This is a genomic window from Sphingobium sp. C100, from assembly GCF_000508185.1.
GTDB lineage: Bacteria > Pseudomonadota > Alphaproteobacteria > Sphingomonadales > Sphingomonadaceae > Sphingobium.
On the sequence record NZ_AYOY01000136.1, the window covers coordinates 25,508 to 46,704 of the forward strand.

Annotated in this window: 25 protein-coding genes; 20 read left to right on the forward strand and 5 right to left on the reverse strand. The window is 64.4% G+C overall.

The features are described 5' to 3' along the window. The first annotated feature begins 117 nt into the window (after positions 1 to 117). From C100_RS47475 to C100_RS33830, 4 genes are all read left to right on the forward strand, one after another. Entirely contained in the window at positions 118 to 921 is an 804-nt protein-coding gene (locus tag C100_RS47475; RefSeq protein ID WP_024019468.1) for a LysR family transcriptional regulator, read from the forward strand. 59 nt (positions 922 to 980) lie between these two features. Further along, the gene (locus C100_RS33820; RefSeq protein WP_024019469.1) at positions 981 to 1,901 is read left to right on the forward strand and encodes a DUF7146 domain-containing protein; all 921 of its coding nucleotides are present in this window, start codon (positions 981 to 983) and stop codon (positions 1,899 to 1,901) included. Positions 1,902 to 1,934: 33 nt separating this feature from the next. After that, positions 1,935 to 4,019 carry a ParB/RepB/Spo0J family partition protein gene (locus C100_RS33825; protein ID WP_024019470.1) on the forward strand — a complete coding sequence of 695 codons (2,085 nt, stop codon included), beginning with the start codon at positions 1,935 to 1,937 and terminating at the stop codon, positions 4,017 to 4,019. 127 nt (positions 4,020 to 4,146) lie between these two features. Further along, a complete protein-coding gene (locus C100_RS33830; protein WP_084625364.1) occupies positions 4,147 to 8,439 on the forward strand; it encodes a strawberry notch family protein in 4,293 nt (1,430 codons plus the stop codon). Positions 8,440 to 8,459: 20 nt separating this feature from the next. On the opposite strand, the gene C100_RS33835 is transcribed toward C100_RS33830, so the two are convergent. After that, positions 8,460 to 8,753 carry a thermonuclease family protein gene (locus C100_RS33835; protein ID WP_235219053.1) on the reverse strand — a complete coding sequence of 98 codons (294 nt, stop codon included), beginning with the start codon at positions 8,751 to 8,753 and terminating at the stop codon, positions 8,460 to 8,462. A 113-nt stretch (positions 8,754 to 8,866) separates the two neighbouring features. Then, on the reverse strand, positions 8,867 to 9,388 hold the full coding sequence (locus tag C100_RS33840; protein ID WP_024019473.1) for a MucR family transcriptional regulator: 522 nt from the start codon (positions 9,386 to 9,388) through the stop codon (positions 8,867 to 8,869). 228 nt (positions 9,389 to 9,616) lie between these two features. Between C100_RS33840 and C100_RS33845 the strand changes: the two genes are divergently transcribed. The 14 genes from C100_RS33845 to C100_RS33895 all read left to right on the forward strand — a co-directional run bounded on the left by C100_RS33845 (position 9,617) and on the right by C100_RS33895 (position 17,288). Further along, a complete protein-coding gene (locus C100_RS33845) occupies positions 9,617 to 10,810 on the forward strand; it encodes a hypothetical protein (RefSeq protein ID WP_024019474.1) in 1,194 nt (397 codons plus the stop codon). A gap of 73 nt (positions 10,811 to 10,883) precedes the next feature. Beyond that, positions 10,884 to 11,381 (forward strand): hypothetical protein, encoded by a 498-nt coding sequence (locus C100_RS33850; RefSeq protein WP_024019475.1) that lies wholly within the window; start codon positions 10,884 to 10,886, stop codon positions 11,379 to 11,381. Further along, positions 11,381 to 11,794, forward strand: coding sequence for a hypothetical protein (locus tag C100_RS33855; RefSeq protein WP_024019476.1), 414 nt, complete (start codon positions 11,381 to 11,383; stop codon positions 11,792 to 11,794). Before C100_RS33850 ends, C100_RS33855 begins: the two co-directional genes overlap by 1 nt. A gap of 80 nt (positions 11,795 to 11,874) precedes the next feature. Beyond that, the gene (locus C100_RS33860) at positions 11,875 to 12,585 is read left to right on the forward strand and encodes a hypothetical protein (RefSeq protein WP_024019477.1); all 711 of its coding nucleotides are present in this window, start codon (positions 11,875 to 11,877) and stop codon (positions 12,583 to 12,585) included. Between the two features lie 97 nt (positions 12,586 to 12,682). After that, positions 12,683 to 12,880, forward strand: coding sequence for a hypothetical protein (locus C100_RS33865; RefSeq protein ID WP_024019478.1), 198 nt, complete (start codon positions 12,683 to 12,685; stop codon positions 12,878 to 12,880). Between the two features lie 94 nt (positions 12,881 to 12,974). Further along, positions 12,975 to 13,463 (forward strand): hypothetical protein, encoded by a 489-nt coding sequence (locus C100_RS47480; protein ID WP_024019479.1) that lies wholly within the window; start codon positions 12,975 to 12,977, stop codon positions 13,461 to 13,463. Between the two features lie 35 nt (positions 13,464 to 13,498). Further along, a complete protein-coding gene (locus tag C100_RS33870; RefSeq protein WP_024019480.1) occupies positions 13,499 to 13,990 on the forward strand; it encodes a hypothetical protein in 492 nt (163 codons plus the stop codon). A 40-nt stretch (positions 13,991 to 14,030) separates the two neighbouring features. After that, positions 14,031 to 14,459, forward strand: a complete 429-nt coding sequence (locus C100_RS0124545) for a hypothetical protein (protein WP_139181663.1) — start codon at positions 14,031 to 14,033, stop codon at positions 14,457 to 14,459. 60 nt (positions 14,460 to 14,519) lie between these two features. Continuing rightward, positions 14,520 to 14,864, forward strand: coding sequence for a DUF2958 domain-containing protein (locus C100_RS33875; RefSeq protein ID WP_024019482.1), 345 nt, complete (start codon positions 14,520 to 14,522; stop codon positions 14,862 to 14,864). Between the two features lie 109 nt (positions 14,865 to 14,973). After that, entirely contained in the window at positions 14,974 to 15,450 is a 477-nt protein-coding gene (locus C100_RS33880; protein WP_024019483.1) for a hypothetical protein, read from the forward strand. A gap of 80 nt (positions 15,451 to 15,530) precedes the next feature. Further along, on the forward strand, positions 15,531 to 15,719 hold the full coding sequence (locus tag C100_RS49115; RefSeq protein ID WP_084625362.1) for a hypothetical protein: 189 nt from the start codon (positions 15,531 to 15,533) through the stop codon (positions 15,717 to 15,719). Positions 15,720 to 15,750: 31 nt separating this feature from the next. Then, complete coding sequence (locus tag C100_RS48280) at positions 15,751 to 15,987, forward strand: hypothetical protein (protein WP_139181664.1); 237 nt, start codon at positions 15,751 to 15,753, stop codon at positions 15,985 to 15,987. A gap of 11 nt (positions 15,988 to 15,998) precedes the next feature. After that, positions 15,999 to 16,514, forward strand: a complete 516-nt coding sequence (locus C100_RS33890) for a hypothetical protein (protein WP_024019485.1) — start codon at positions 15,999 to 16,001, stop codon at positions 16,512 to 16,514. 270 nt (positions 16,515 to 16,784) lie between these two features. Then, a complete protein-coding gene (locus C100_RS33895; protein WP_031309240.1) occupies positions 16,785 to 17,288 on the forward strand; it encodes a hypothetical protein in 504 nt (167 codons plus the stop codon). Between the two features lie 36 nt (positions 17,289 to 17,324). On the opposite strand, the gene C100_RS48850 is transcribed toward C100_RS33895, so the two are convergent. Both C100_RS48850 and C100_RS33900 read right to left on the reverse strand, forming a co-directional pair. Further along, positions 17,325 to 17,483: a hypothetical protein gene (locus tag C100_RS48850; protein ID WP_024019487.1), complete on the reverse strand. Its 159-nt coding sequence runs from the start codon at positions 17,481 to 17,483 to the stop codon at positions 17,325 to 17,327. Positions 17,484 to 17,812: 329 nt separating this feature from the next. Further along, on the reverse strand, positions 17,813 to 18,208 hold the full coding sequence (locus tag C100_RS33900; RefSeq protein WP_024019488.1) for a hypothetical protein: 396 nt from the start codon (positions 18,206 to 18,208) through the stop codon (positions 17,813 to 17,815). A gap of 679 nt (positions 18,209 to 18,887) precedes the next feature. Between C100_RS33900 and C100_RS33905 the strand changes: the two genes are divergently transcribed. Continuing rightward, entirely contained in the window at positions 18,888 to 19,364 is a 477-nt protein-coding gene (locus C100_RS33905) for a DUF736 domain-containing protein (protein WP_024019489.1), read from the forward strand. A gap of 81 nt (positions 19,365 to 19,445) precedes the next feature. After that, positions 19,446 to 20,468, forward strand: coding sequence for a DUF2493 domain-containing protein (locus tag C100_RS33910; protein ID WP_024019490.1), 1,023 nt, complete (start codon positions 19,446 to 19,448; stop codon positions 20,466 to 20,468). A gap of 179 nt (positions 20,469 to 20,647) precedes the next feature. Here C100_RS33910 and C100_RS33915 read toward each other — a convergent pair whose 3' ends face one another. Further along, on the reverse strand, positions 20,648 to 20,884 hold the full coding sequence (locus C100_RS33915; RefSeq protein WP_031309242.1) for a hypothetical protein: 237 nt from the start codon (positions 20,882 to 20,884) through the stop codon (positions 20,648 to 20,650). Positions 20,885 to 21,197: the final 313 nt, after the last annotated feature.

Here is a 21,197-nt window from a genome sequence, read left to right on the forward strand (position 1 = left end):
ACGGCTGAAGCGCGCCACATGACGCCGCTGCCCCCGTAAAATCTGGCGCGCGAAGGAGGACGCTGATGGTCAAGAGACAGCTGCCCAGGATGATCCGGATCGAACGGGAGACAGCCTATGCCCTTTGATCTCAATCAGCTTCGCTACGCCCTCTGCGTTTCCCAACACGGCAGTTTCCACCTCGCCGCAAATGTCCTTGGGACGTCGCAAGGGCTGCTTGAGGGCGAAGTGTCCGCCCTCGAAGCGCGGATCGGCCTGACATTATTTGAGCCTGTCGGTAACGAGCTTCGGTCCACGCAGCGCGGCGCGCATTTTCTCCATGATGCCGAGCATCTGCTATGGCGCGCGGAACAGGTTGCCCTGCGCCTTTCCGGCGCGCGCTCGGTGGTGCGGCAATCTGTTTATCCCTTTCACGCCCCGGACGATTCTGGGCCGGCATGCGCCTGCGCTCCTCCCACGGCCGCAGCAGAGCCCACGATCCACCCCGTGAGGACCGAGATCCGGTCTGTCGCCCCAAGTGCCGACGATCGGACGTGCCGATACGCCGACCTCTGCCGGGCTCTGCTCGCCGCGCACAAGCGTGCCGGGCGCGCGTTCGGCAATGATTTGATCAGCGATCCGGCAAGCGAAATGTTGCTGGACCTTTATGTGCGCGAACATGAAGGGCAGACCACGTCCATCACCAGCTTCTGGGGCGCGGCAAGCAGCGCCCTGGGGACCGCACGACGATCGCTCACCATGATGGAACGGCGCGGATTCGTCGTCCGCACCGGCGATCCGAGCGATGGCCGGAGGGTATTGGTCCAACTCACCCCATCGGCTCGCGAGCAGCTCGAGGAATGCTTCGAGGTGATCCTTTCTAGCGCGGCTCTCCTGGTTGAAGAGGTGGCAACAAGCATCCCCCGCCGATTGGCCGGATGACGGCGCCGTCTCTTTTCGGAGAGGAGGATGAGGGGCGTTGGCGAAAGGACGTGTCGCCAATGCCTCATGCCATCGCCGCGAGAAACCTCGACCTCGAATCCGCCGCCGCGCGCATCGTCAAGCAATTGGGTGGAACCTGGACCGGGCGCGGCGGCCTGTGTCTGTGCCCGGCCCATGCCGACCGTCGCCCAAGCCTCTCGATCCGCGTCGGCGCGTCCAGCGTCTTGTTCCACTGCTTCGCCGGCTGCGACCGGCTCGATGTCCTGCGGGCGGTCCGCCGCCTGCGGCTCGACATTCCGACCGCCGATGCACCGCTTGTCCAGCCGTGGCGACCGCGTGACGCGGCCATCGCCGCACGCGCTCGCAGGCTCTGGGACGACGCCATTCCACTGCTGGCCTCACCCGGCAGACACTATCTGGATTGGCGCGGTCTAGGCGGCACTTGCCCTGCCTTGCGCTTTCATCGGCGAACGCCGCTGGGTGGTGGCCGATCGGTGCGCTTCCGACCCGCGCTCCTCGCCGCCGTGCGCTCAGGCGCCAATGAAGTCATCGCGCTCGAGCGGCTGTTTCTGGATCTCCCTGGCGGACTGCCGGCCGCCGATCTCGATCCTCCCAAGAGGCTGCTCGGACGACCGCGCGATGGCAGTGTCCATTTTGGGGTGCCGGGAGCCACTCTTGGGCTCGCCGAAGGCTGGGAGACCGCTTTCTCGGCCCATACCCTGCTGGGCATTCCGGTCTGGGCGACATTGGGCAGCGAACGCTTCGCGCAGGTCGCCGTCCCCGATCGCGTGACGCGGCTGATCCTGCTTCCCGACAATGATCAGCCCGGCCGCCTCGGCGCCGGGAAAGCCGCTGTCGCCCACGCGCGCCAGGGCCGGACGATCGATCTGCTCTTGCCGGCTCGCGGTCACAACGACTGGAACGACCAGCTCCGCAGTGGAGGGAAGAGAGAGGGGATTTGGGTGCGGAAAGCGGCCTGATGGTCAGGATCGCGCCGCACAGGAGTAGTCACAATGACCTATCCCATCCTCTACGTGCCCGCGGTAAATTGCCGTGTGGCCGAAGACAATGTCCGCAAGCATTCGAATGCCGACGCGGACGCCCAGTTCGAGGCCCATCTCGGCGAGACCGGCATCGTCCTCCAGAACCTCATCGGCGTGCCGATCAAGCGCCGCAAGGATCATTACGACATCTATGCCGGCGGCCGCCGCCTCTCGCGCACCCTCGCCAATATCGAGAAGGGCGTGCTGCCGAAGGACTTCCAGGTGCCGGTGATGGTTGTGCCGAGCGCTGCCGACGCCATCTCGATGAGCCTGGCCGAGAACTTCTTCCAGCTCGCGATGAACCCCGCCGACGCCTGCACCGCGTTCCGCACGATCATCGACAAGGAAAAGAAGACGGTCGCCGACATCGCCAAGCGGTTCAGCCTGACCGTGCGGTTCGTCGAAGGACGCCTGCGTCTCGCCAATCTCGCGACCCCGGTGTTCGAGGCGCTGGCCAGGGGCGAGATCACGCTCGATATCGCCAAGGCCTATGCCAAGACCTCCGATCCGGTCCGTCAGGCGGCCGTGTTCGAAAGCCTCGCCGGCACCTATTACGCGAACAACGTGGCCGAGATCGAACGCCAGGTCAGCGCCGGCAGCTATAATGGCGGCCATCCCAAGGCACTGCTGGTCGGCCGCGACGCCTATCTCGCGGCGGGCGGCACGATCGACCGCGACCTGTACTCCAATGCCGAAAGCGAACTGTGGACCAACCGTGAACTGCTCGATCAACTCGCCGATGAAGCCCTTGCCGAAGCTGCCGAGGCGATCCGCGAGCGCGAAGGTTTCGCCGAGGTCCGCACCATCGCAGCGACCCATGTGCCCTATACCGCGACCATGGGCCTGCGGCGGATCGACGGCATCCTGCCATCCCTCACCGAGGAACAGGAAGCCCGTCAGCAGGCGATCAAGGCCGAGATCGAGGAGATCGAGGAAGCCGCCGCGGACGAACACGACTATAGCGAGGAACAGCTCGAACGGATCGACGCGCTCGAGGAAGAACTCGGCGCGATCCAGGACCGCCAGGCGGTCTATGAACCCGAGCAGAAAGCACGGGCGCTCGCCTATGTCGTGATCGGCGAGGACGGCCAGCCCATGGTCGAGGAAACCCTGTTCGTCGCGGCGTCGGACGAGGACGACGAGGATATCGATCCCGAGAGCGACGGGGATGACGGCGACGGCGCGGACGATACGGACGCCGCCGAGGCGCCCCGCAAGGCCTCGCTCAGCCAGAAGCTGGTCGATCGGCTCGCGCTGATGCGGACCGAACTGGTCGCGCTGCATGTGGCGAACGATCCGCACTTCGCGATGGATCTGGGAACCTTCATCATGGTCGACGGCGCCCACCGCAAGTTCGCCGGCGCCTATGACCTCGCGTCCGGGCTCAAGGCGCCGCTGCCCGATCGCCGGGTCGGCAATTACGTCAGCGAAACGGCCGCTGCGGAAGGCTGGGCGAAGCTCGAAGCCGACCTCGATCATGGCTGGCGTGACGGGGACGATGCGGTCGCGCGCTTCGATGCGTTCCGGGCGCTTCCCGACGAGGCCCGCGCGGCCTGGTTCGCCTGGGCGATCGCGCGCACGATCGAGCCGGTGACTGACAGCGGTTCGGGCGCGCCGTTCCTGCGCCATCTCGGCCGCAGCCTCGACATCGATGTCGCCCGCTGGTGGCGGCCCACCGCCCGCAACTTCTTCGACGCGGTGACCCGAAACTGGATCCTCGACCTGTTCGGCGAGATCGGCGGCGAGGATCTGAGGTCTCGCTACGGCGCGGCAAAGAAAGCCGACCTCGCGGCCTCGGCCGAGAAGCTGTTCGCCGGCCAGACGATCATCGAAGCCGGGATCAAGGACAAGGTGGTCGCTTGGTTGCCGCAGCCGATGCGGGTCGAGGAACCGGCGCCCGTCGAAAGCAGCGGTCCGACCCGTGCGGAACTTGCCGCCGCCATCGGTGCGCGCGGGGATGTCTCGCTGACCGACGAACCGGCCGACGAGCCGGTCGAGGCGGCGAACGATGGGGCCAATGACGTCGACGGGGATGATCTGGCCGAAGCCGCCTGATCAGATCCTTCCGCTTCTCTCGGGCCGGGGCGCGTCGCGTTCCGGCCCATTTCTTTTTTCGCCCGTGTTTCTTCGCCTCCGCTTCCGCGGACCGATGGCGCGTGCGCTTCTCCCGGAGATCACCATCATGATTATCCAGCTTGCCGCGGGCCTCGACGCCCGCGGCGCCGATGCCGCCCGCAAGGCAGCCGGCCTCCATAGCATCGCCCTTGCCATCGCCGATCATCTTGCCCGCGCCGGCACGCTGTCGCGACAGCATCTCGCCCGGCTGATGCGCGAGACCTTCGGCGCCGACGACGCTTCCGGCGCCTGGTCGATGCGCGACGCCTATGACGCGCTCGAAGCCGGCCAGGTGCTGTTCCTGCAGGGTCATGAGGCCTCGCCGCTGGCGCTGTCCGAGCCGGCCGCGATATTGCGCGCGCTCGCCGATCTCGAACGCGGCCTGCCGACCCAGACCTATCGTTCCGAACATCAAGTCGATTTCCAACAGTTCAGCACGCCCGCCGCGCTCGCCTGGCTGACCTCGCTCTGCGCGCGGGTGACGGCGTCGGATGTCGTGCTCGAGCCGTCTGCCGGGACCGGCATGCTCACCATGCTCGCGGCGCGCGCGGGCGCGGTGCTGCATCTCAACGAACGCGACGCCCAGCGCGCCGACCTGCTCGCCTATGTCGCGGGCCAGCCGGTGACCCGCTATGACGGCGCCTCGATCGACGACTGGCTGCCGGCGAGCTTCGCACCCGACGTCGTGCTCATCAATCCGCCTTTCTCGCGCAGCGAGGGCCGCGGCCGCGATCGCCATGCCGGTGCCCGTCATCTCCGCTCGGCGCTGGTGCGATTGCGCGAGGCTGGCCGCTGCGTCGCGATCATGCCGTCGAGCTTCACCGCCGATGGTCCCGGCCGCACCGGCTATGCGTCGGTGCGCGAAGTGGTGTGTCCGCGCGCCGAGATCGACGTCCTCGGCGACGTCTATGCCAAGCACGGCACCAGCGCGCGCATCCGGCTGCTGATCTTCGACAAGGGCTGGACCGGCGAGACCCGCCGCATCCTGGCCGAGACGCTGGCTGACGCTCTGCCGCACGTCCTCGCGCTGCCCGAGCGTCTGGGGCCATCCACGCCGCCCGCGACGCCGGCACCCGTCGTTCCTCCCAAGCCGGTCTGCACCCGCAGGCCGGCTTTTTCGATGTTCACCAAAGGGACTGCGCCGCGCCCGCTCGCGCCGCCGGTCGTCGCGAGCGTCGATTCCGCCGCGCAGCCGGTAGAGTTCATCGTGCGTAACGAGCCACTGCCGATCGGCGAGACGGCGGGCATCTTCGCGCCCTGGCGACTGTCGCGCATCGAGATACCCGGCGCGGCCGAGCATCCCGACGAACTGGTCGAGACGCTGGCGATGGCCTCGGTACTGCCGCCGGTGCCAAGCTATGGGCCAGCCCTGCCGCCGGGCAGCTTCGCGGCGCTGTCGAGCGCCCAGCTCGAAACCGTCCTGCTCGCGGGCAGCGCGTTCGCGCGCGATCTGCCGGGCCGCTATCTGCCAAACGAGGCGGGCGACCAGCTGTTCGAGAAAGGGGGAGGCCATGTCTATCGGCAAGGCTTCTTCGTCGGCGACGGCACCGGGGTCGGCAAGGGCCGCGAAGCCGCCGCCTGCCTCATGGACCAATGGTGCCGCGGTAACCGCCGGCATGTGTGGATCTCGCTCAATGGGCCGCTGTTGGGCGATGCGCGCAGGGACTGGGAAGCGCTTGGCGGCATGGCCGTCGACATCCAGCCGCTCGACGCGATCGGGCTCGGGCAGCCCATCACCCTGTCGGCGGGCATATTGTTCCTGACCTACAGCACCTTGCGCTCGGTCCGCGACAAGGGACCCTCGCGCCTCGACCAGATCCTCGCCTGGCTGGGCGACGACTATGAAGGACTGATCGTCCTCGACGAATCTCACGCGCTCGCCAATGCCGCGCCGTCGGCCAGCGATTTCGGGGATGCGGTCGCCTCGCAACAGGGGATCACCGGCCTGCGCCTCCAGAACGCCCTGCCACGCGCCCGCATCCTCTATGTCTCGGCGACCGGCGCCACCACGCCCGCCAATCTGGGCTATGCGCAGCGGCTCGGCCTCTGGGGCGCGGGCACCGCGTTCGCCACCCGCGCCAATTTCACCGCCGCCATGGAGAAAGGTGGCATCGCCGCGATGGAGGTCGTCTCGCGCGATCTCAAGGCCACCGGCCTCTATACCGCGCGTTCGCTCTCCTATGCCGGCATCGAATATGAGCCGCTGGAACATAAGCTAAGCCCCGCGCAGATCGCGATCTACGATGCCTATGCCGACGCCTGGCAGGTGGTGCATGCCGGACTCGACGCTGTGCTCAAGGCAACCAATGTCATCGACCGGGTCGGCGGCGACACGCTGAATGCTCAGGCCAAGGGCGCGGCGCTGTCCCGGTTCGAAAGCTCCCGCCAGCGCTTCTTCTCCGCGCTATTGGTGGCGATGAAGATGCCGACGCTGCTGAAGGCGATCGAGGCCGAGCTGGCGCAGGGCCATGTCGCGGTCGTGCAACTCGTCTCGACCTCCGAGGCGATCCTCGAACGGCGGCTCGCGGCGATGTCGCCCGACGAACGCGCCAATTTGGATTTGGACTTGTCTCCCCGCGACGTCCTTGTGCGATATTTGACCGACGCATTCCCCATCCGGCAGATGGAGGTCTTCAAGGACAATAGCGGCGAGGTCCGCTCGCGCCCCGCCAGCGACGCGGACGGCAATCCCGTGCTCAGCCAGGAAGCGGTCCGCGCCCGCGATGCATTGATCGAGAAACTGTGCGCGATGCCGCCGGTCGCGACCGCGCTCGACGAGCTGATCCGCCACTTCGGCACCGACCGGGTGGCCGAGGTCACCGGCCGCTCGCGCCGCATCGTCACCGATCGTTCGGGACGGCAGAAGATCGAACGGCTCAGCCCGCTGGCCCGGATCGCCGACACCAACGCCTTCCAGAATGGCGACAAGGAGGTGCTGGTCTTCTCGGGCGCTGGCGGCACCGGGCGATCCTATCATGCCGATCGGGGGTGCAAGAGCGCCGGGCGACGCCGCGTTCATTTCCTGCTCGAACCGGGCTGGCGCGCCTCGGCGGCAATCCAGGGTCTAGGCCGCACGCACCGCACCAACCAGACGACACCGCCGATCTTCCGACCCGTGACCACTGACTGCAAGGGCGAGCGCCGGTTCATCAGCACCATCGCCCGGCGGCTCGATGCGCTGGGTGCATTGACGCGCGGCCAGCGGCAGGCCGGCAGCCAGAACCTGTTCGACCCGGCCGACAATCTGGAAAGCGATTACGCCAGGGACGCGCTGCACCAATGGTATCATCTGCTCCACGCCGGAACGCTCGCCAGCACCACGCTCGACGCGTTCGAGACAATGACCGCGCTCAAGCTGACCCAGGGCGACGCCGGCGAACTGCTGGAAAAGCTGCCGCCGATCCAGCGCTGGCTGAACAGGCTGCTGGCGCTGCGCATCGCGACGCAGAACGCCATCTTCGAGGAGTTTTTCGCGCTGATCCAGGCGCGCATCGATGCGGCGCGCGAGGCGGGAACGCTCGATCTCGGCGTCGAGACGATCCTTGCGCGCAAGGTCGAGCTGCTCTCCGACATCGTGATCCACCGGGATGAGGTATCGGGGGCGGAGACGCGACTCCAAAAGCTCCAGTTGCATCTCAAGCGCAACGTGACCGGGTTCGAGCGGCTGATGAGTGTGTGGGGCGAGACCGACGACATCGCGTATCTGCGCAACTCTCGCTCAGGCCGGGTCGCCTTGCGTGTGCCCTCCTGGTCGACGATGGACGAGGATGGCCAGCCGATCGCAATGTGTCAGCTCATCCGGCCGACGGGCCAGGATCGAACCCGGTTCGAAAGCCTTGCCCGCAGCTTCTGGCAGCGGATCGACAAGAACGCGTTCGAACAGTTCTGGCGTGAGGAAGCCGATCAGGCGCGCGAACAGGTCGAGATCGAGACCGTCCATATCGCCACCGGCCTGCTGCTGCCGGTCTGGAACAAGCTGCCCGAGGACGATGTGCGGGTCTGGCGGATCGTCGACGAGGCGAGCGGCCAGGCGCGGCTCGGCCGCATCATCTCCGCCGAAATGCTCTCCGAAACCGCCGCCAGCTTCGATGTCGCCGACGCGGTGAAGCTCTCGCCTGCCGACATCATCGCTGCGGCGAGCGGGATCGACGGTGCCCCGATCGACGCCTTGCCCGGCGCGCGGCTCTGCCGGGTGCGTGTCAATGGCCAGCAGAGGCTCGAGATCCGGGACTATCCCTATGAGCGGCTCGACTGGTTGAAGTCACTTGGCGCGTTCACCGAGATCATCAGCTTCCGCACCCGGTTGTTTCTGCCGCCGGATAAGGCTGAAACCATGCTGGAGCGTATGTCGGCGTTGTGACTGGCAACCGGCGGGGCGGCTTAGCGGCCGCCCTCTGTCCCACCGCGGCGTCGCAGTTCGTCGCCCACAGCGCGGCCGTCTCGCGTGCAGGCGGCCACAACGCGATCGTAGCTGCGCCGACCGGCCGTGCAGACCAGTCGTCGGCCCATCGCCAGCTGGCGGAGCAGCGCCTTCGCGCGTTGTCCGCCGCGTTCGTTCAGCTCCGGGGCGTTGAAATCCGCTAGGCGGACCTCGACCCAGCGATCCGGTTTACCCTTCGGGCCGATGCAAAGGCTATCGCCGTCACCGACATAGCGCACCACGCCGCTGAACACGGTGCCCCGCGCCGGAAGCGGTGCGGTACAGGGATCCGCGTGCGCAGCCGATGGAAATGCCACGAGAGCCATTGCGAGCAGCGCCGATCGAACGGTCGCTCGACGGTTGGGCCTCACGCGGGCGGCGTCGCCTCGCCTGCTTTCCTGCGCGGGCGGCGAACGGCGGGCGCCTTCGCGGGCTTGGTGGCTTTTGCAGGACTTGCGGCTGGGGCCGGCTCAGGCGCTTTCGTCGCCGCCTTGCGACCGAGGCCGATCTTGTGCGCCAGCGCGCGGCGTTTCTCCGCGTAGCTCGGCGCAACCATCGGATAGTCGGATGGCAGATTCCACTTCGCGCGATAGTCTTCGGGGGTCAGCTGATAATGCGTCATCAGGTGACGCTTGAGCATCTTGAGCTTTTTCCCGTCTTCCAGGCAGACGATATAGTCAGGCTTCACCGATGCGCGGATCGATACCGCCGGTTCGGGACGGACTTCGATCGGCGCCTGCGGGGCGCCAAGGCCGCTAAGCGCGCCGTGAATGTTCTGGATCAGCAAGGCAACATCGCCAACCGCCACACTGTTGTTGCTGACATGGGCCGCAACAATATCGGCGGTCAAAGTAACCAGTGTCGCTTGCCCGTCGGTTGTCTCAGTCATTGGTTAATCCTTCTCGAAACAGGGAAGCGCCGGTGGGCCTGTCGCTATCGCTGTTCATCGGCATTGTGAAGCTGAACTTGCTTCTCACCCCGCTTCAGATGCTGCCGGATCAGCAGCAATTCGGATCGGCCCGGTCTGGAGGGAAGGGAGAAGGTGAATGGTGGGTTCGTGCCGGGCAAATGCGCCGGGGCGCGGAGTCCCAATCCTCACCAGACAGGAGTTATCCAGATGGCAATGCTTGCCCAGGCTTCCGCTTCCCCGGCAGTAGGAAGCTACCGCGTCGACGTCTCGCGCGGCAAATCCAATAGCCGCGTCTCGTCCGAATGGTTCAACCGGCCCGACGATGAACGCTTCCTCTCGCTCGGCGACCTCTACGACAGCGTTCACCGCCGCGCGGATCGCGCGCACACCCAGATCGTCGAAAGCCGCTCGATCCGGGTCGAGGCCAGCCGCGACCAGCCCGAACGGCTCGCCCTCATGCTGCCCGGCAACGACCGCCCGATCGCGCCGACCAACTGGTCCTTCGGCCAGGCGTGCAGTCTCGTCGGGGCGCCTGCGTCCTATCTGCGCAACCTTCCCGCCGCGCTTGCCGGCATCAATCTTCAGCACGGGCTACTCCATCACCGCGGCGAACAGGTGAAGCTCCTCCAGACCGATGACGGCCGCACCGAACTGCGCGCGATCACCGGACCCGACTATGGCCGCATCTGGGATCACGAGCTGGTGTCGGCGGTTATGCGCTTTGCCGGCAACGGCACCGGGGACACGCGCTGGAAAGTGCCCGGCGTGCTCGACTGGGCGACGCATCAATACAACCCCTATGTCGACGTCACCAAGGAGACGACCACGCTCTATGCGTCGGACCGGGACGTGTTCCTGTTCCTCGTCGACGACACCCATCCGATCGAAGCCGGCAAGCTCTCGAATGGTGATCCCGATCTCTTCTTCCGCGGCTTTTATTGTTGGAACAGCGAGGTCGGGGCCAAGACGCTCGGGATCGCGACTTTCTACCTACGGGCGGTCTGCGCCAATCGCATCCTCTGGGGCGTCGAGCATTTCGAGGAGATCAAGATCCGGCATTCCAAGTTTGCCGCCGGACGCTTCGCCCAGCAGGCCGAACCGGCGCTCGCGCATTACGCCGACGCCTCGCCGCGCGCGTTCATCGACGGCATCCGGTCGGCGCGTGAGCGCGTCATCGCCCGAACGGACGAGGACCGCACTGACTTTCTGCGCAAGCGCGGCTTCTCGAAATCCGAGACCACGAAGATCATCGAAACCGTGCTCAATGAGGAAGGCAAGCCGCCCGAGAGCGTCTTCGATTTCGTCAGCGGCATCACCGCGCTCGCCCGAACCAAGACCCAGCAGGATGGCCGGCTCGAACTCGAAGGCAAGGCCCGCCAGCTCCTCGAGCAGGTTCGCTGATCGCGCGCTTCCACCTGGCCGGCGCTCGACTTCGACAGGGTCGGGTGCCGGACATCCCCATGGAGACATTCCGATGGCCGATTATTTCACCTCCATTGCATTCGAGATCGCGGTGAGCGCGGCGGAAGCCGATCTTCTGAGCGAATGCTTCGAAGTCTCGCACACAATTGTCTGCGGTTTTCCCGGACGAGAGGAAGACGGGCTTGACGCGGCAAAGGGCTACTACGCCGAATGCAGCGACGCATTCCATGCTGCATTTCCGCCACTCGCACAGGAAGAAGACCCGTTCGCGGGATTCCTGCAAATCTGGACCGACCCGGACTTTCCGACCTTCGACGCCGATCTCTCGATCGAAGATGATGCCGATGGGATGCGCAAACGCGTTTTCATCCATGGTGACTGCGCAGACGTGGCTGCGATCGCCTCCGGAATCCAAGCGATATGCCTCTCGGCCTTGCCCTTCGGGTTCGAGTGGTCGACCAGCTGCTCGCGTGCCCGTCCCGGATCGCGGGGCGGCGGCTATTTCGTGATCACGCCCACCGAAATCCTGGGGGCGGCACGGAATGGCTGATGAGCGAAGCCCTCAAGGCGTTGCCCAACGAGCCGGCAAAGACGCTCGATTTGCCGATCATGACCAGCGCCAGCGCCGCGAGCATGGGATTTGCTCCGTTCAACGACGTCCCGACGCTCCCGATCGACATACCGGACGGCGGATTCACCGTCAGCGCCAAGTCGAGCGAGGGGCTGCGCGTCACTTTCTACTTCGGTCCCTATCGCACCGATGGCCCGCCGCGCTTTGTCGATATCCAGTATCACGAAGCCGGAATGACCGTGCCGGACGGCGGAGGGGCTCCCGCGCCCGTGTTCGACATGCTGACGATCGCGGAAAAAGGCCGCCATCCTTACGACAGCCGCAAGTCCGCCATATCGGACAAGCCGTCGATCGCCGTCCTGCTGCTTGATCGCCCCGACAATCCGGCCTGACGCGCTGGTCCACCCACCATCATGAAACCCACGAGACCCGGCCATCGCGCCGGGTTTCGTGCATTTGAAGGATATGATCCATGCATAGCGAACCGAGTTCGGCGGCCGCGTCGACCGCGCCTCTCTACAGCCAGGTCACGTTCGATGACCGCGGCAACTTCCTCTACCAGGGTGATCTCCAGCGGCCGGGCGAAAGCCTCGCCGCGATCGTCGCCCGGCTCGAACCGCATCTGCGCGTCTCTTTCCCCAACGCGCGCTTTGCAATTCTCACGCAAAGCTTCTCCGGCGGTCGCAAGATCATCGCGGAGGTTCTCGACGCGCCCGAGGACCTCACCGGGCGGGACGCGCAAAACGCCTTCATCGTCACGGTCAAGGATCAGATCGAGCGCTTCGGCTTTACCCGTTCGAACATCTACCAGGACTCGCACCACTGCGCCTTCTTCTGCGAGGTCCGCATAGGACAACCCTATTGGGCGGCGTTGGCTGACCGGCGCGGATCAGGCAGCACGGTCGCGAGCATCGTATCGCTCGCCGCGTTCAAAAGGCGGGTGAAGCCAGGCGACCAGCTGAAACTCATCAGCGCACCGGGCTGGCATCGCGCCATCGGAACCACGCGGACCATCAAGGCCGTTCGGTCGAAAGATATTATCCTTGAGGGATCGAGCTATCTCACCCTCCCGCGTGCGGCGCAGTTTGCCTGTGACGGCACGCTGGTGCGGATCGCGATCGGCACCGAGGACCGTCCGGACGCTCATCTCTTGTACCAATGGCTCCCCGCCAAAGCGGCCTGAAGCCAGTCGTCTCGCTTCCAGCGTGACCGGCCGGGCACGCCGGATTCTCACCCCGCGACTGCGGGCCATTCCCGGCCATATTCCACCGAGGAGTAATATGATGAAAATTGACGAGATCGACACGGCATCGCCGGAACAGCTTGCTCCGATCCTGCATGCCGCCCTCCAGCGTTTGGGGCAACTCGGACGCACAGGCGCCGTCGCGCTCGCGGCGCTCGTTGGCGACGATGACGCCGACTTCGACGAGGCATCGGGCTGGATCGAAGACATCGCTTCCGGCGGGCTGCGCCGCTGAAGCCAGCAAGCATCCACCGACGCGAGAAGCCCGGCCACCGCGCCGGGCTTCTCATAGGCGCGCCCGCGCCGATCATCTCCCGAAAGGAATAGCCATGACCACCTCAGCCGCGCGCTATCGCGTACTTGAGCAGATCTACGACCTGCTCTCGAACTATCTCGTCGACGAATGCCCGGAAGATGAGCATTGGGAAGACTTCGACCCTGAAATCGACGGCCTCCGCACCACGGCAAGCGACCTGCTGGGCGCCGAGGCAGTGTCGCTGGCGGCAGCTCCAACCGAGCCGACTATCTTCTCCGTCGAGATCGAGTTCGTCAGCGGCCAAGAGCGCTTCGCCTCGGAGACCTACCGTATCGAGGCCTATGATTGGAGCCAGGCAAAGCGGGTCGCATTCGATCTGGCATCCGGCAGCGTCTACAATGACGAGCAACGCATATCGGATTTTGCCCGACGCGCGATCGACCGGACGCTCTCGGAGCCGGCCCCGCCATGCGACGAAGATGTCCAGTCGGAGGCCTCGACCCGTCCCGATCTGGATGCCCGCGCCGCAGCCGCGGTCTCGTCACGAAAACGCAGGCAATGACCACGGGCCTGCGAGTCACCTTGTCCAGGACCGAGTTGGACACGCTCCTGACCCTGCTGCGACACAGCGCGGCGCATCCATCGGGCGATCGGCCGTGGCTTCTGTCCGGCCGGCAGGCGACTCTAGCTCCCACGATCGTCGACCAGCTTGAAAAGGGACTGGTATCGCTCCGCTTGAAACAGGCTAAAGCGCGATCAAGGCGTGAAGCCCCGCGGCGGGAGGCCGAGCGCCGAGCGGCCCGCGAACATCATGCGTCGATCGACGGATATACGGTCTGGGGCATGTCGGGTGATTGGGCCGATATCTCCGACGATCCCGACAGGCGCCAATGGGCCGATCTGTTCCACCTGGACACCGTCCCGAGGACGCAGGGTGAAATCAGACGTGGCGTTTGGCGGATCTTCATCAGCAAAGGCCGGATCGGCTCCGAGGATTCCGTCGTCCTGCCCGGCGACTGCACCCTGACCGCGGACCGCGACGAGATTGCGGTTCTGGCCAGCCGGATCATTTCCTCGCATGCGCCATAATGGTTCGCCGAATTCCGCCGTGCCGCCGCGTGGAGGGAAGGTGGTGGTGAAGGGCGTGCGGCGGGATGTCCGTCGCCCGACCGGAGACCTGTCCATGCCAAACACTGTCCACCTGCCGCAGCATGCCGCGCTTGCGGTGCCCGAGCACCTCGCTGCCTGCGTCATCGCCCTTACGGCAGCCGAATATGAGGCCGCGACGATCCTGGCCTTCGATCCTGAGGCCAATATCTCTCCCGCCGCGCTGCAATCGGCACAGTCCTACGAGGACGACGCCCTTTACGGTCTTGCAGCCAGCCACTTCGAAGATGCCACATGGCGCCGGCTCGCCCGCGCCTGCGTCAGCGATGCCGATCATTACGATGACGCTCAATGTCTCGCGGTCTTCCTCGCCGAACGCTCTGACCCATCCATCGACAGCGCCGCGATGATCCAGGCCAGTCGATGGAGGGAAGGAGGTCGGGGACGGTGAGGCGCGATGGCCGTTATCGGTCGGATCAGCGCCTCGCTTTCTCTTACGACGAGGTGACTCATGGAACTCATTACCGCCGAAATCCGCGGAGCCCTTCTCGCCAATGGCCGGCGCGCCGCTCAAGGCGAGGATATCGACCCCTTGCCGGTCGTGAAGCTGTTCACGCCCGACGCCAACGCGACATGGCTTCTCACCGAGGTGGATGTCGAAGATCCGGACTTGCTGTTCGGCTTATGTGATCTTGGCGTCGGCAGCCCGGAACTTGGCTGCGTTTCGCTTGCCGAGCTTCAGCATATCCGCGGCGCGACCGGCATGTCGATCGAACGCGACCTCTGGTTCGAGCCCAAACAGTCGCTCAGCGCATATGCCCGCGAAGCCGTCGCCGCCGGCTATATCTCGGCCTGAGCGTCCACCTCGCAAGATCAGTTTTGCGAACCCGAGCCGATGGGCTGGCCGCATCGCGTGCCGGCCCTCGTGCCCGTGGGAGCGCCGACAATAGCCTAGGGCAAATGCCATGCACATCGAACTGCGCAATATCGAATATAGCGAGGCGCTTTCGATCGATTCCACCGCTTACGCCGCGGAGGTCTGGATCGACGGCGAACTTGCCTTTCGCGCCCGTAACAGCGGCACTGGCGGCGCCGACTTCATCACCCGGCAAGGTCGCCGGACGGAAGACGAGGTGAGCGCCTGGCTCAAGGCGAACCGGCCGCGACCCGTCATCGACGGCGTCCGCATCGATCATGATCTGGAATGGGAAATCGGCCTGCTGCTGAACCGGGCATTGGAACATCGGCGTCTGATCGAGCTGATGCAGACCCATCTGGTGACGATCGAGCATGGGCAGATCTATCAGTATCCGTTCGGTCGCTACGCCCGCGCCAACGTGCGCCTAGCCGTGCTGCGTGCCAATCCCGACGCCATCATACTGAACGACGCGGGTGAAGCTGGCTTGCACATGGCCCTCGACATCCTAACCGCCAACCATTGAGCCGACCGGACCATCGCCTAGGTCGGCCGGAAGTTTGGTCAGCCCACCAATCTCGCCACCCTCGATTCAGGGAGCATCTCATGTCCCGCAACTCGCCCCTACGGGGAAGGCTCGCTTCGTTCGAGCACGCCTATGCCGTCGCCGTCCAGAGGCGCCGGGAAACCGGCCGCTATCAGCTCGTGGTTCGGACGAACAATCCGACGCAACCCTTCCGTGTCACGAGCACCTCTCCCGAACCCGATGAAAATCTTCTGCTCCAGGTCGCGTGAAAATCGACCGATCAAAGAAAGGACCACCACGATGTCGACGAACGCTACGAACAAGGCAATGGTCCGTCCTGTTTGCCGCAACTGCGGAAGCAGTGAAATCGTCCGTGATGCCAGCGCCCGGTGGGATGTCACTGCGCAGGACTGGTCACTCACCGGCGTCTACGACTGCACATTCTGCGACAACTGCAACGGTGAAGGCGACAGTTTGGCCGAATGGATTGAAGCAGAGAGCACTAGCCCTGCCAATGTTCATCGTGACCACGCCTGAGGAGGATATCCATGGCCAATCGTGTTTCAGCGTCGATCGAATTGGGCGGATCGCTCACTGCGACCGACTATATCGAATTGTCGGAGATCATTGCCAGTGAAGGCCTGTCAATTGAATGGGACGGCGAACCCTTCGAACCTGATCATCGCGTTGCCGGTGCGCGGCTCAGTCTCTACGCGCATGAAGTCGCGTGGGGGCGGTTCGAAAAGCTCGAGACGTGGTGTGTTGAAAAGCGCCTGGTCTTCGCCAGATGGTCCGGCGCCTATGCCGGCGAATGGGGAGCCGAACGTGTCGTGTTTACGGGCGATGGCGCACCTGTATCATTCGCAGCGGATGAAGACGACACTGTCGTGATCAACCGTGGCACGGTCGAAAAGCTCGCATCGCTGGACGCAATCATCGCATACTTCGATGCGGCTGACGTTCGAGTTCCGCCACTGGTAGTCGAGGGGGACCCGAGCGAGGCACCTTCAGCGCAAATCAGCAATCCAACATCCCTCCAAGGTCCGCGTATCGGTCCTGCATAAGTGCATGTTGGATCGGGTGAGGACAGGCCGACAGGAAAGGACACGTCCAGCGCCGCAAGGGTGACCCCGAATGCTGAATGCGCTGGAGTCCAGCAGTAGCCCAACAGGTCCGTCAATCGCCGGCATCCCTCAAGCGCCCTTTGGCGGGAGGGGGAGGATGGATGAAGGCGGCGGTCTTCAGAGGAAGGCTGCGGATCGCGAGATGCCGCTCAATCCAGCAGCAGTTTCGATTGATCGTCACATGCTGCTTCCAGCATCAGGATCTTCATCATGCGTCTCACAGATGACCTCGCCGCCCGCAGACGGCTCTATACCTTTCCATTACCGACGGCGCCGGTGGTGGTGTTGATCGACATTCCCCGCCACTATGCCAGCGAGTCTCTTCCGCTCGGCCGATTTTATCCCATCATCGTCGAGACGGCGGAAGAGTTGGTCGAACTCGAAACTTTTCTGACAGCCGAACGGTCTGAGCCCGTCCCACCCGACCTGCTTGCGCGGCGTCCGAGCCACCTGGCCGCAACCTGCATCACCTTCTTCCAGTATTGCCCATCGGAACCCGGTTGGCCCTGGCTGCTGCTCTGCCATTGGCCCAAGACCTATACCCAACAGGTCGAGGAAGATGGCGAGATGCTGGCCCGCGATGCCTACACGATCGAGATGTTCACTGGGCAGTCGCAACTCCTGGCGGCGACCGCTCAGTTTGCCCGGATCCTCGGTTCAGAGGTCCGTATTCAAACCGTGCCCACCGAGGGCGTCGCCGCGGGCTACGCCTGACTGCATCTCCAATGGTTCCGGCCAGAAGCCGGTGAGTTAGACCGAACGGTGCTTCGCGTTCTGACGTTCCCGCGCAAGATCGAGAGCGTGGGACAGACGCATGGCAACCACGCCGTCCTCGGGGTCAACGAGGAGGTCCAGTGCCTCCTCCATCAACGCAATGGCCCGTGTCAGACCATCGGGTTCCTGATTCATGATCGTGCCCTTCCTCAAATCGCTCAGCCGGCTGGCACCCTCTACCAGAGAGGGTGCCGGCCCCTGAGCCGGACGATCGAAAACGCGACGATAGACGCGTGCCTGAACCTTTAGCTGCGAACAGCCTGGACATGCGCACAGGCCATCCGGCCGCGAAAAGCCATGCAGCCAGCTCTATCGTTCAGAGTTTCGACACTCCGGCCCACCACCGGCAGGCCGCGCTCCTATAGGCAGAACCCGGTTTGCTGCCAAGCGAACCGGGTTCAGGAATTCAGATTATCAAGCGGGGGCGCCTGGACCCGCTATTGGGGCACCCCAAATGAGGTCGATCAGCTCGATGCCAGACGCGCGGATTGCACGGGACGGAACATCTCCGCCCGGCTCTTCATCAGATCGGTGAGCCAGCAAAGATGCGACGCAGCGTCCGGGAGAGGGAGTTCGGCAACCGTATCGAACAGCGCCCGCTGGTAGGGAGAGCTCCGATCGAGAATGTCCCTAAGCCCCAGCCGGGCTGGACTCTCCTCGTCGACGATTTGTGCATTAGCCTCTCGCGCGGCGTCGAGAAACGCCTCTGCAAGCTCTTGCGCCTCGTAATAGCCGCCGTCGAGACCTTCGGACCGCGCAACATGCGCCAGCTTGCGGCGCACGAACACGATCTCAGGGTCACCTGTTGCGTCATCGAGCGGCAGGTTGAAGTCGAAATCAGCGAGATATTTTTCGATCATAATGCACCCATGCTTTCGGAGCGCATCAGAACATTTTGCGAACAAAATTACAAGCGGACAATCGCGCCGGTTGTCCCGGACAGGCGCAATTCGTGGTTGCCCATGGTCTCTCGCACCCGTTGGCGGCCTCCCCATCCGAAGCGCATGCGGCCACCTTGGCGCGGGGCGCGGCGAGGACGCCGCACCCCGCAATCACCGTCGAACCAAGTCGTTCATCGCATCCAGAGCCACCTTTCGCAGTGTCTCGGCGTGACGGAACCGAACCGCTGTCGCAAGGGCTGCCTCCGGGCAAGAAGTTCTAGGAGATAAGAGGCCTGTCGACGGAATTACTTGATCCAAAGGTGTCGACAGGCCTCTTATCTCCTAGAACTTCTAAAGCCCGCAGCGCGACGTCCCTTGCGCCATCGGTCCGGTCCCGCCCCTTGAGCCCCGGCGAAAGGCGGCTCCGGATGCGATGAACGACGCGCCAGGCCTCGTTCTCCGATGATCAGGCAGGAATGCCTCCGGCATGCTTTTCTTGATTGAGGGCCGCTATCGCGTCCTCTTTTGTGGCTCAGGCTCACCAGACACGATGAAATCGTGTCAAGAAAACAATCACATAGATGGAATGGAGCGGAGGAAGTATAAAGAAGGTGCGGAAGGGAAAGGCCCGGAAGCAAGAAATGAAGGAGTAAAGGACATGAATATCGGTGAGTTTAACTTGAAGAATGGCCGCCTTCTCGGTTGGATTGCCACGCACACGATCGATCTTCCCCGCTTGGGGTTGCGTTCGGTCGAAAGCGAAAACGACCAAGCCCCGGTTTACGAAATCCTCGCGCAGAACGTCAGCAACCGCTGGGTTCAGATCGGGGCGCTTTGGGAAGCCACATCGAACAAGACCGGCGAAATCTTCCTTCAGGGAAACATCGACGATCCATCGATGCCGGAACCGCTCCCCATCGCGTTGTTCGGCACGCGAGAAGAGGGCTTCAATGTCGCATGGCGCAGGCCCAAGCGGCGGGACGACTTCGCGCCTGTTACGCGCTCGAATGGTGACAGCTACCGCGACGAACGCCCCCGCAACGCGGGCGGCATGGGGGAAAGCACCGCTGATGACGGCGGGGAGTATGTCGGGCCGGACGCCACCCAGAAGCTGGACGACGAAATCCCGTTCTAACCCAAGCCAACGACGGGCCGGGGGAGCGCTGGAACGCTTCCCCGGACCCTGACCGATGCAAGATCAATGGAGTAAGCACCCATGAACAAGACCACGGCTAAGCGCAGCATTAGCAGCTTTACGGACCTGCCGGAACTCTACGCGGAGATGACGGCAACGGACGCCTTTGAAGCCTCGTTCGGCGATCCCTTGCCCCTGACCATCATCGAACCCGGCGAGGATGCGGGCGAACATTACATGCCCGACCCGCTCGCGGCACAGGCGGAATGTGGCGGCATCATTGCAGCCATGTTCGACCTGTTGACCGACACCCGGCTTGACCCGCTCGCCCCGGAAATCGCTTGGGGTTTCGTCAACAGCTTCCACTTTACCGCCGGAAAACTGGAACGGTCCGAAGACCGCCTGGCCGATACTATCCGCGACATGACGCGGCGGCTCGACCCCGGCGAAGTGTTCAACAAGGAGCTTGAAGACAAGCAACTTGAATGCCAGTCGCTTGCCGAGCAGCGCGCCGCAGTCGAAGCCATGCGCGACTATGCCGCCGCCATGTATCAGGCATGTTCGGGCCGCGCATGGACCCCGACGAAAGGCTCCAAAGCCTCCCACATCACGACCGCCAGCCAGATCAGCGCGCTAGACTTCCTGCGCGCCCGTGCCGAAAAGCGCCGCGACCGATACGAGCCGCAGGGTCCGGTCGTCGTCGTATCCGGGCCTACCGACTGGCACGATTGGGAAATCATCTGGAACCGGCTGGACGTCATCCATGCCCGTATCCCGCACATGGCGCTTGTCACCACCGGCCAGCGCACCGGAGTAGATGCCTCCGCCGCCTCTTGGGCAGCCCGCAACGGCGTGTTCTGCATCAGCTTCGATCTGCAAGGGCGCGGGAAAGGCAAGAAGCGCGCGTTCGACCGCAACAGGGACATTCTGGACTTGCTGCCAATCGAGGCGATCCTTTGCGAAGGCTCCGGCATCCAGAACCATCTATACGAACTGTTCAACCCCAAGTCGGGCGGACGGCGCGTGCCCACGCATGTCATCATGCGCGCCAGCCAGAAGGCCGCAACGCCCTTGCCCAAGACCCGCAGGCGCTTCGCCGCCTGACCCACCGCGCAAACCGCCAGAACATGGCCGATGCGGCTTCGCGCCGCATCGGCTTTTCTTGTGCAACAGGCCGCCGCCGCACCTGACGGCGCGGCGGCAAGGATCCCAAGAAAAGGGAGAGCGCACAGGGCGCGCGATCCCCGCTCAGGGGGAATAGTCGTGGCCCACGACATCCCCGGTCAGGACTTGGGAAGCGCCGCCTTGAGCGCGGCAATCGCGGTCTGCCCGTCCAACTTGACCAGAAGCCCGACCGCCTCGCGAAACTCGCGTTCCCCGATCGACTCCACCGGCAACGCGGTGACGATCGCGCCATAGCGTTCGCGCACGCGCCGCCGCGTCGTTTCCATTTCCTCAGCCAGCTTGCGGCTCTTCTCGGCCAGATCGGCGAGCCGCTCCCTATCGGACATTTTCGGCATGACAGCTTTCCTCATTCACTGCCGGTCCGTCCGCCGCCCGCCTTGTCGCATGACAGGCCGCGCGTCGCAATCGCCAGAGCATCGGCAAGAGAGCCGCCCGCACCATCATTTGGTGACGCAGCGACGCCGTCGCAGCGTGGCGAGGGACGCACGCCGCTTCGGCGTTTGTAATGCACCCTACGCACGGGTGCCTTGACCAGAAAAACACATATAAACAAAGCGTTGCCCTGGCAGACGTGTCAGCCAACAGGCATTGTCCCTGGCTGACACGTCTGCCGGCTCAGCGTGGGATATGCAAAAAGCCCAGCATTTC

Bases quoted from the DNA above. Each gene is read 5' to 3' on its own strand.
- C100_RS33860 (WP_024019477.1), top strand. From the start codon at position 11,875: ATGCATAGCGAACCGAGTTCGGCGGCCGCGTCGACCGCGCCTCTCTAC.
- C100_RS33915 (WP_031309242.1), bottom strand. From the start codon at position 20,884: ATGCCGAAAATGTCCGATAGGGAGCGGCTCGCCGATCTGGCCGAGAAG.
- C100_RS33910 (WP_024019490.1), top strand. From the start codon at position 19,446: ATGAACAAGACCACGGCTAAGCGCAGCATTAGCAGCTTTACGGACCTG.
- C100_RS33820 (WP_024019469.1), top strand. From the start codon at position 981: ATGCCTCATGCCATCGCCGCGAGAAACCTCGACCTCGAATCCGCCGCC.
- C100_RS33905 (WP_024019489.1), top strand. From the start codon at position 18,888: ATGAATATCGGTGAGTTTAACTTGAAGAATGGCCGCCTTCTCGGTTGG.
- C100_RS49115 (WP_084625362.1), top strand. From the start codon at position 15,531: ATGTCCCGCAACTCGCCCCTACGGGGAAGGCTCGCTTCGTTCGAGCAC.
- C100_RS33865 (WP_024019478.1), top strand. From the start codon at position 12,683: ATGATGAAAATTGACGAGATCGACACGGCATCGCCGGAACAGCTTGCT.
- C100_RS33880 (WP_024019483.1), top strand. From the start codon at position 14,974: ATGCACATCGAACTGCGCAATATCGAATATAGCGAGGCGCTTTCGATC.
- C100_RS33850 (WP_024019475.1), top strand. From the start codon at position 10,884: ATGGCCGATTATTTCACCTCCATTGCATTCGAGATCGCGGTGAGCGCG.
- C100_RS33830 (WP_084625364.1), top strand. From the start codon at position 4,147: ATGATTATCCAGCTTGCCGCGGGCCTCGACGCCCGCGGCGCCGATGCC.
- C100_RS33845 (WP_024019474.1), top strand. From the start codon at position 9,617: ATGGCAATGCTTGCCCAGGCTTCCGCTTCCCCGGCAGTAGGAAGCTAC.
- C100_RS47475 (WP_024019468.1), top strand. From the start codon at position 118: ATGCCCTTTGATCTCAATCAGCTTCGCTACGCCCTCTGCGTTTCCCAA.
- C100_RS33875 (WP_024019482.1), top strand. From the start codon at position 14,520: ATGGAACTCATTACCGCCGAAATCCGCGGAGCCCTTCTCGCCAATGGC.
- C100_RS33895 (WP_031309240.1), top strand. From the start codon at position 16,785: ATGCGTCTCACAGATGACCTCGCCGCCCGCAGACGGCTCTATACCTTT.
- C100_RS33840 (WP_024019473.1), bottom strand. From the start codon at position 9,388: ATGACTGAGACAACCGACGGGCAAGCGACACTGGTTACTTTGACCGCC.
- C100_RS47480 (WP_024019479.1), top strand. From the start codon at position 12,975: ATGACCACCTCAGCCGCGCGCTATCGCGTACTTGAGCAGATCTACGAC.
- C100_RS33855 (WP_024019476.1), top strand. From the start codon at position 11,381: ATGAGCGAAGCCCTCAAGGCGTTGCCCAACGAGCCGGCAAAGACGCTC.
- C100_RS33825 (WP_024019470.1), top strand. From the start codon at position 1,935: ATGACCTATCCCATCCTCTACGTGCCCGCGGTAAATTGCCGTGTGGCC.
- C100_RS48280 (WP_139181664.1), top strand. From the start codon at position 15,751: ATGTCGACGAACGCTACGAACAAGGCAATGGTCCGTCCTGTTTGCCGC.
- C100_RS33900 (WP_024019488.1), bottom strand. From the start codon at position 18,208: ATGATCGAAAAATATCTCGCTGATTTCGACTTCAACCTGCCGCTCGAT.
- C100_RS33890 (WP_024019485.1), top strand. From the start codon at position 15,999: ATGGCCAATCGTGTTTCAGCGTCGATCGAATTGGGCGGATCGCTCACT.
- C100_RS48850 (WP_024019487.1), bottom strand. From the start codon at position 17,483: ATGAATCAGGAACCCGATGGTCTGACACGGGCCATTGCGTTGATGGAG.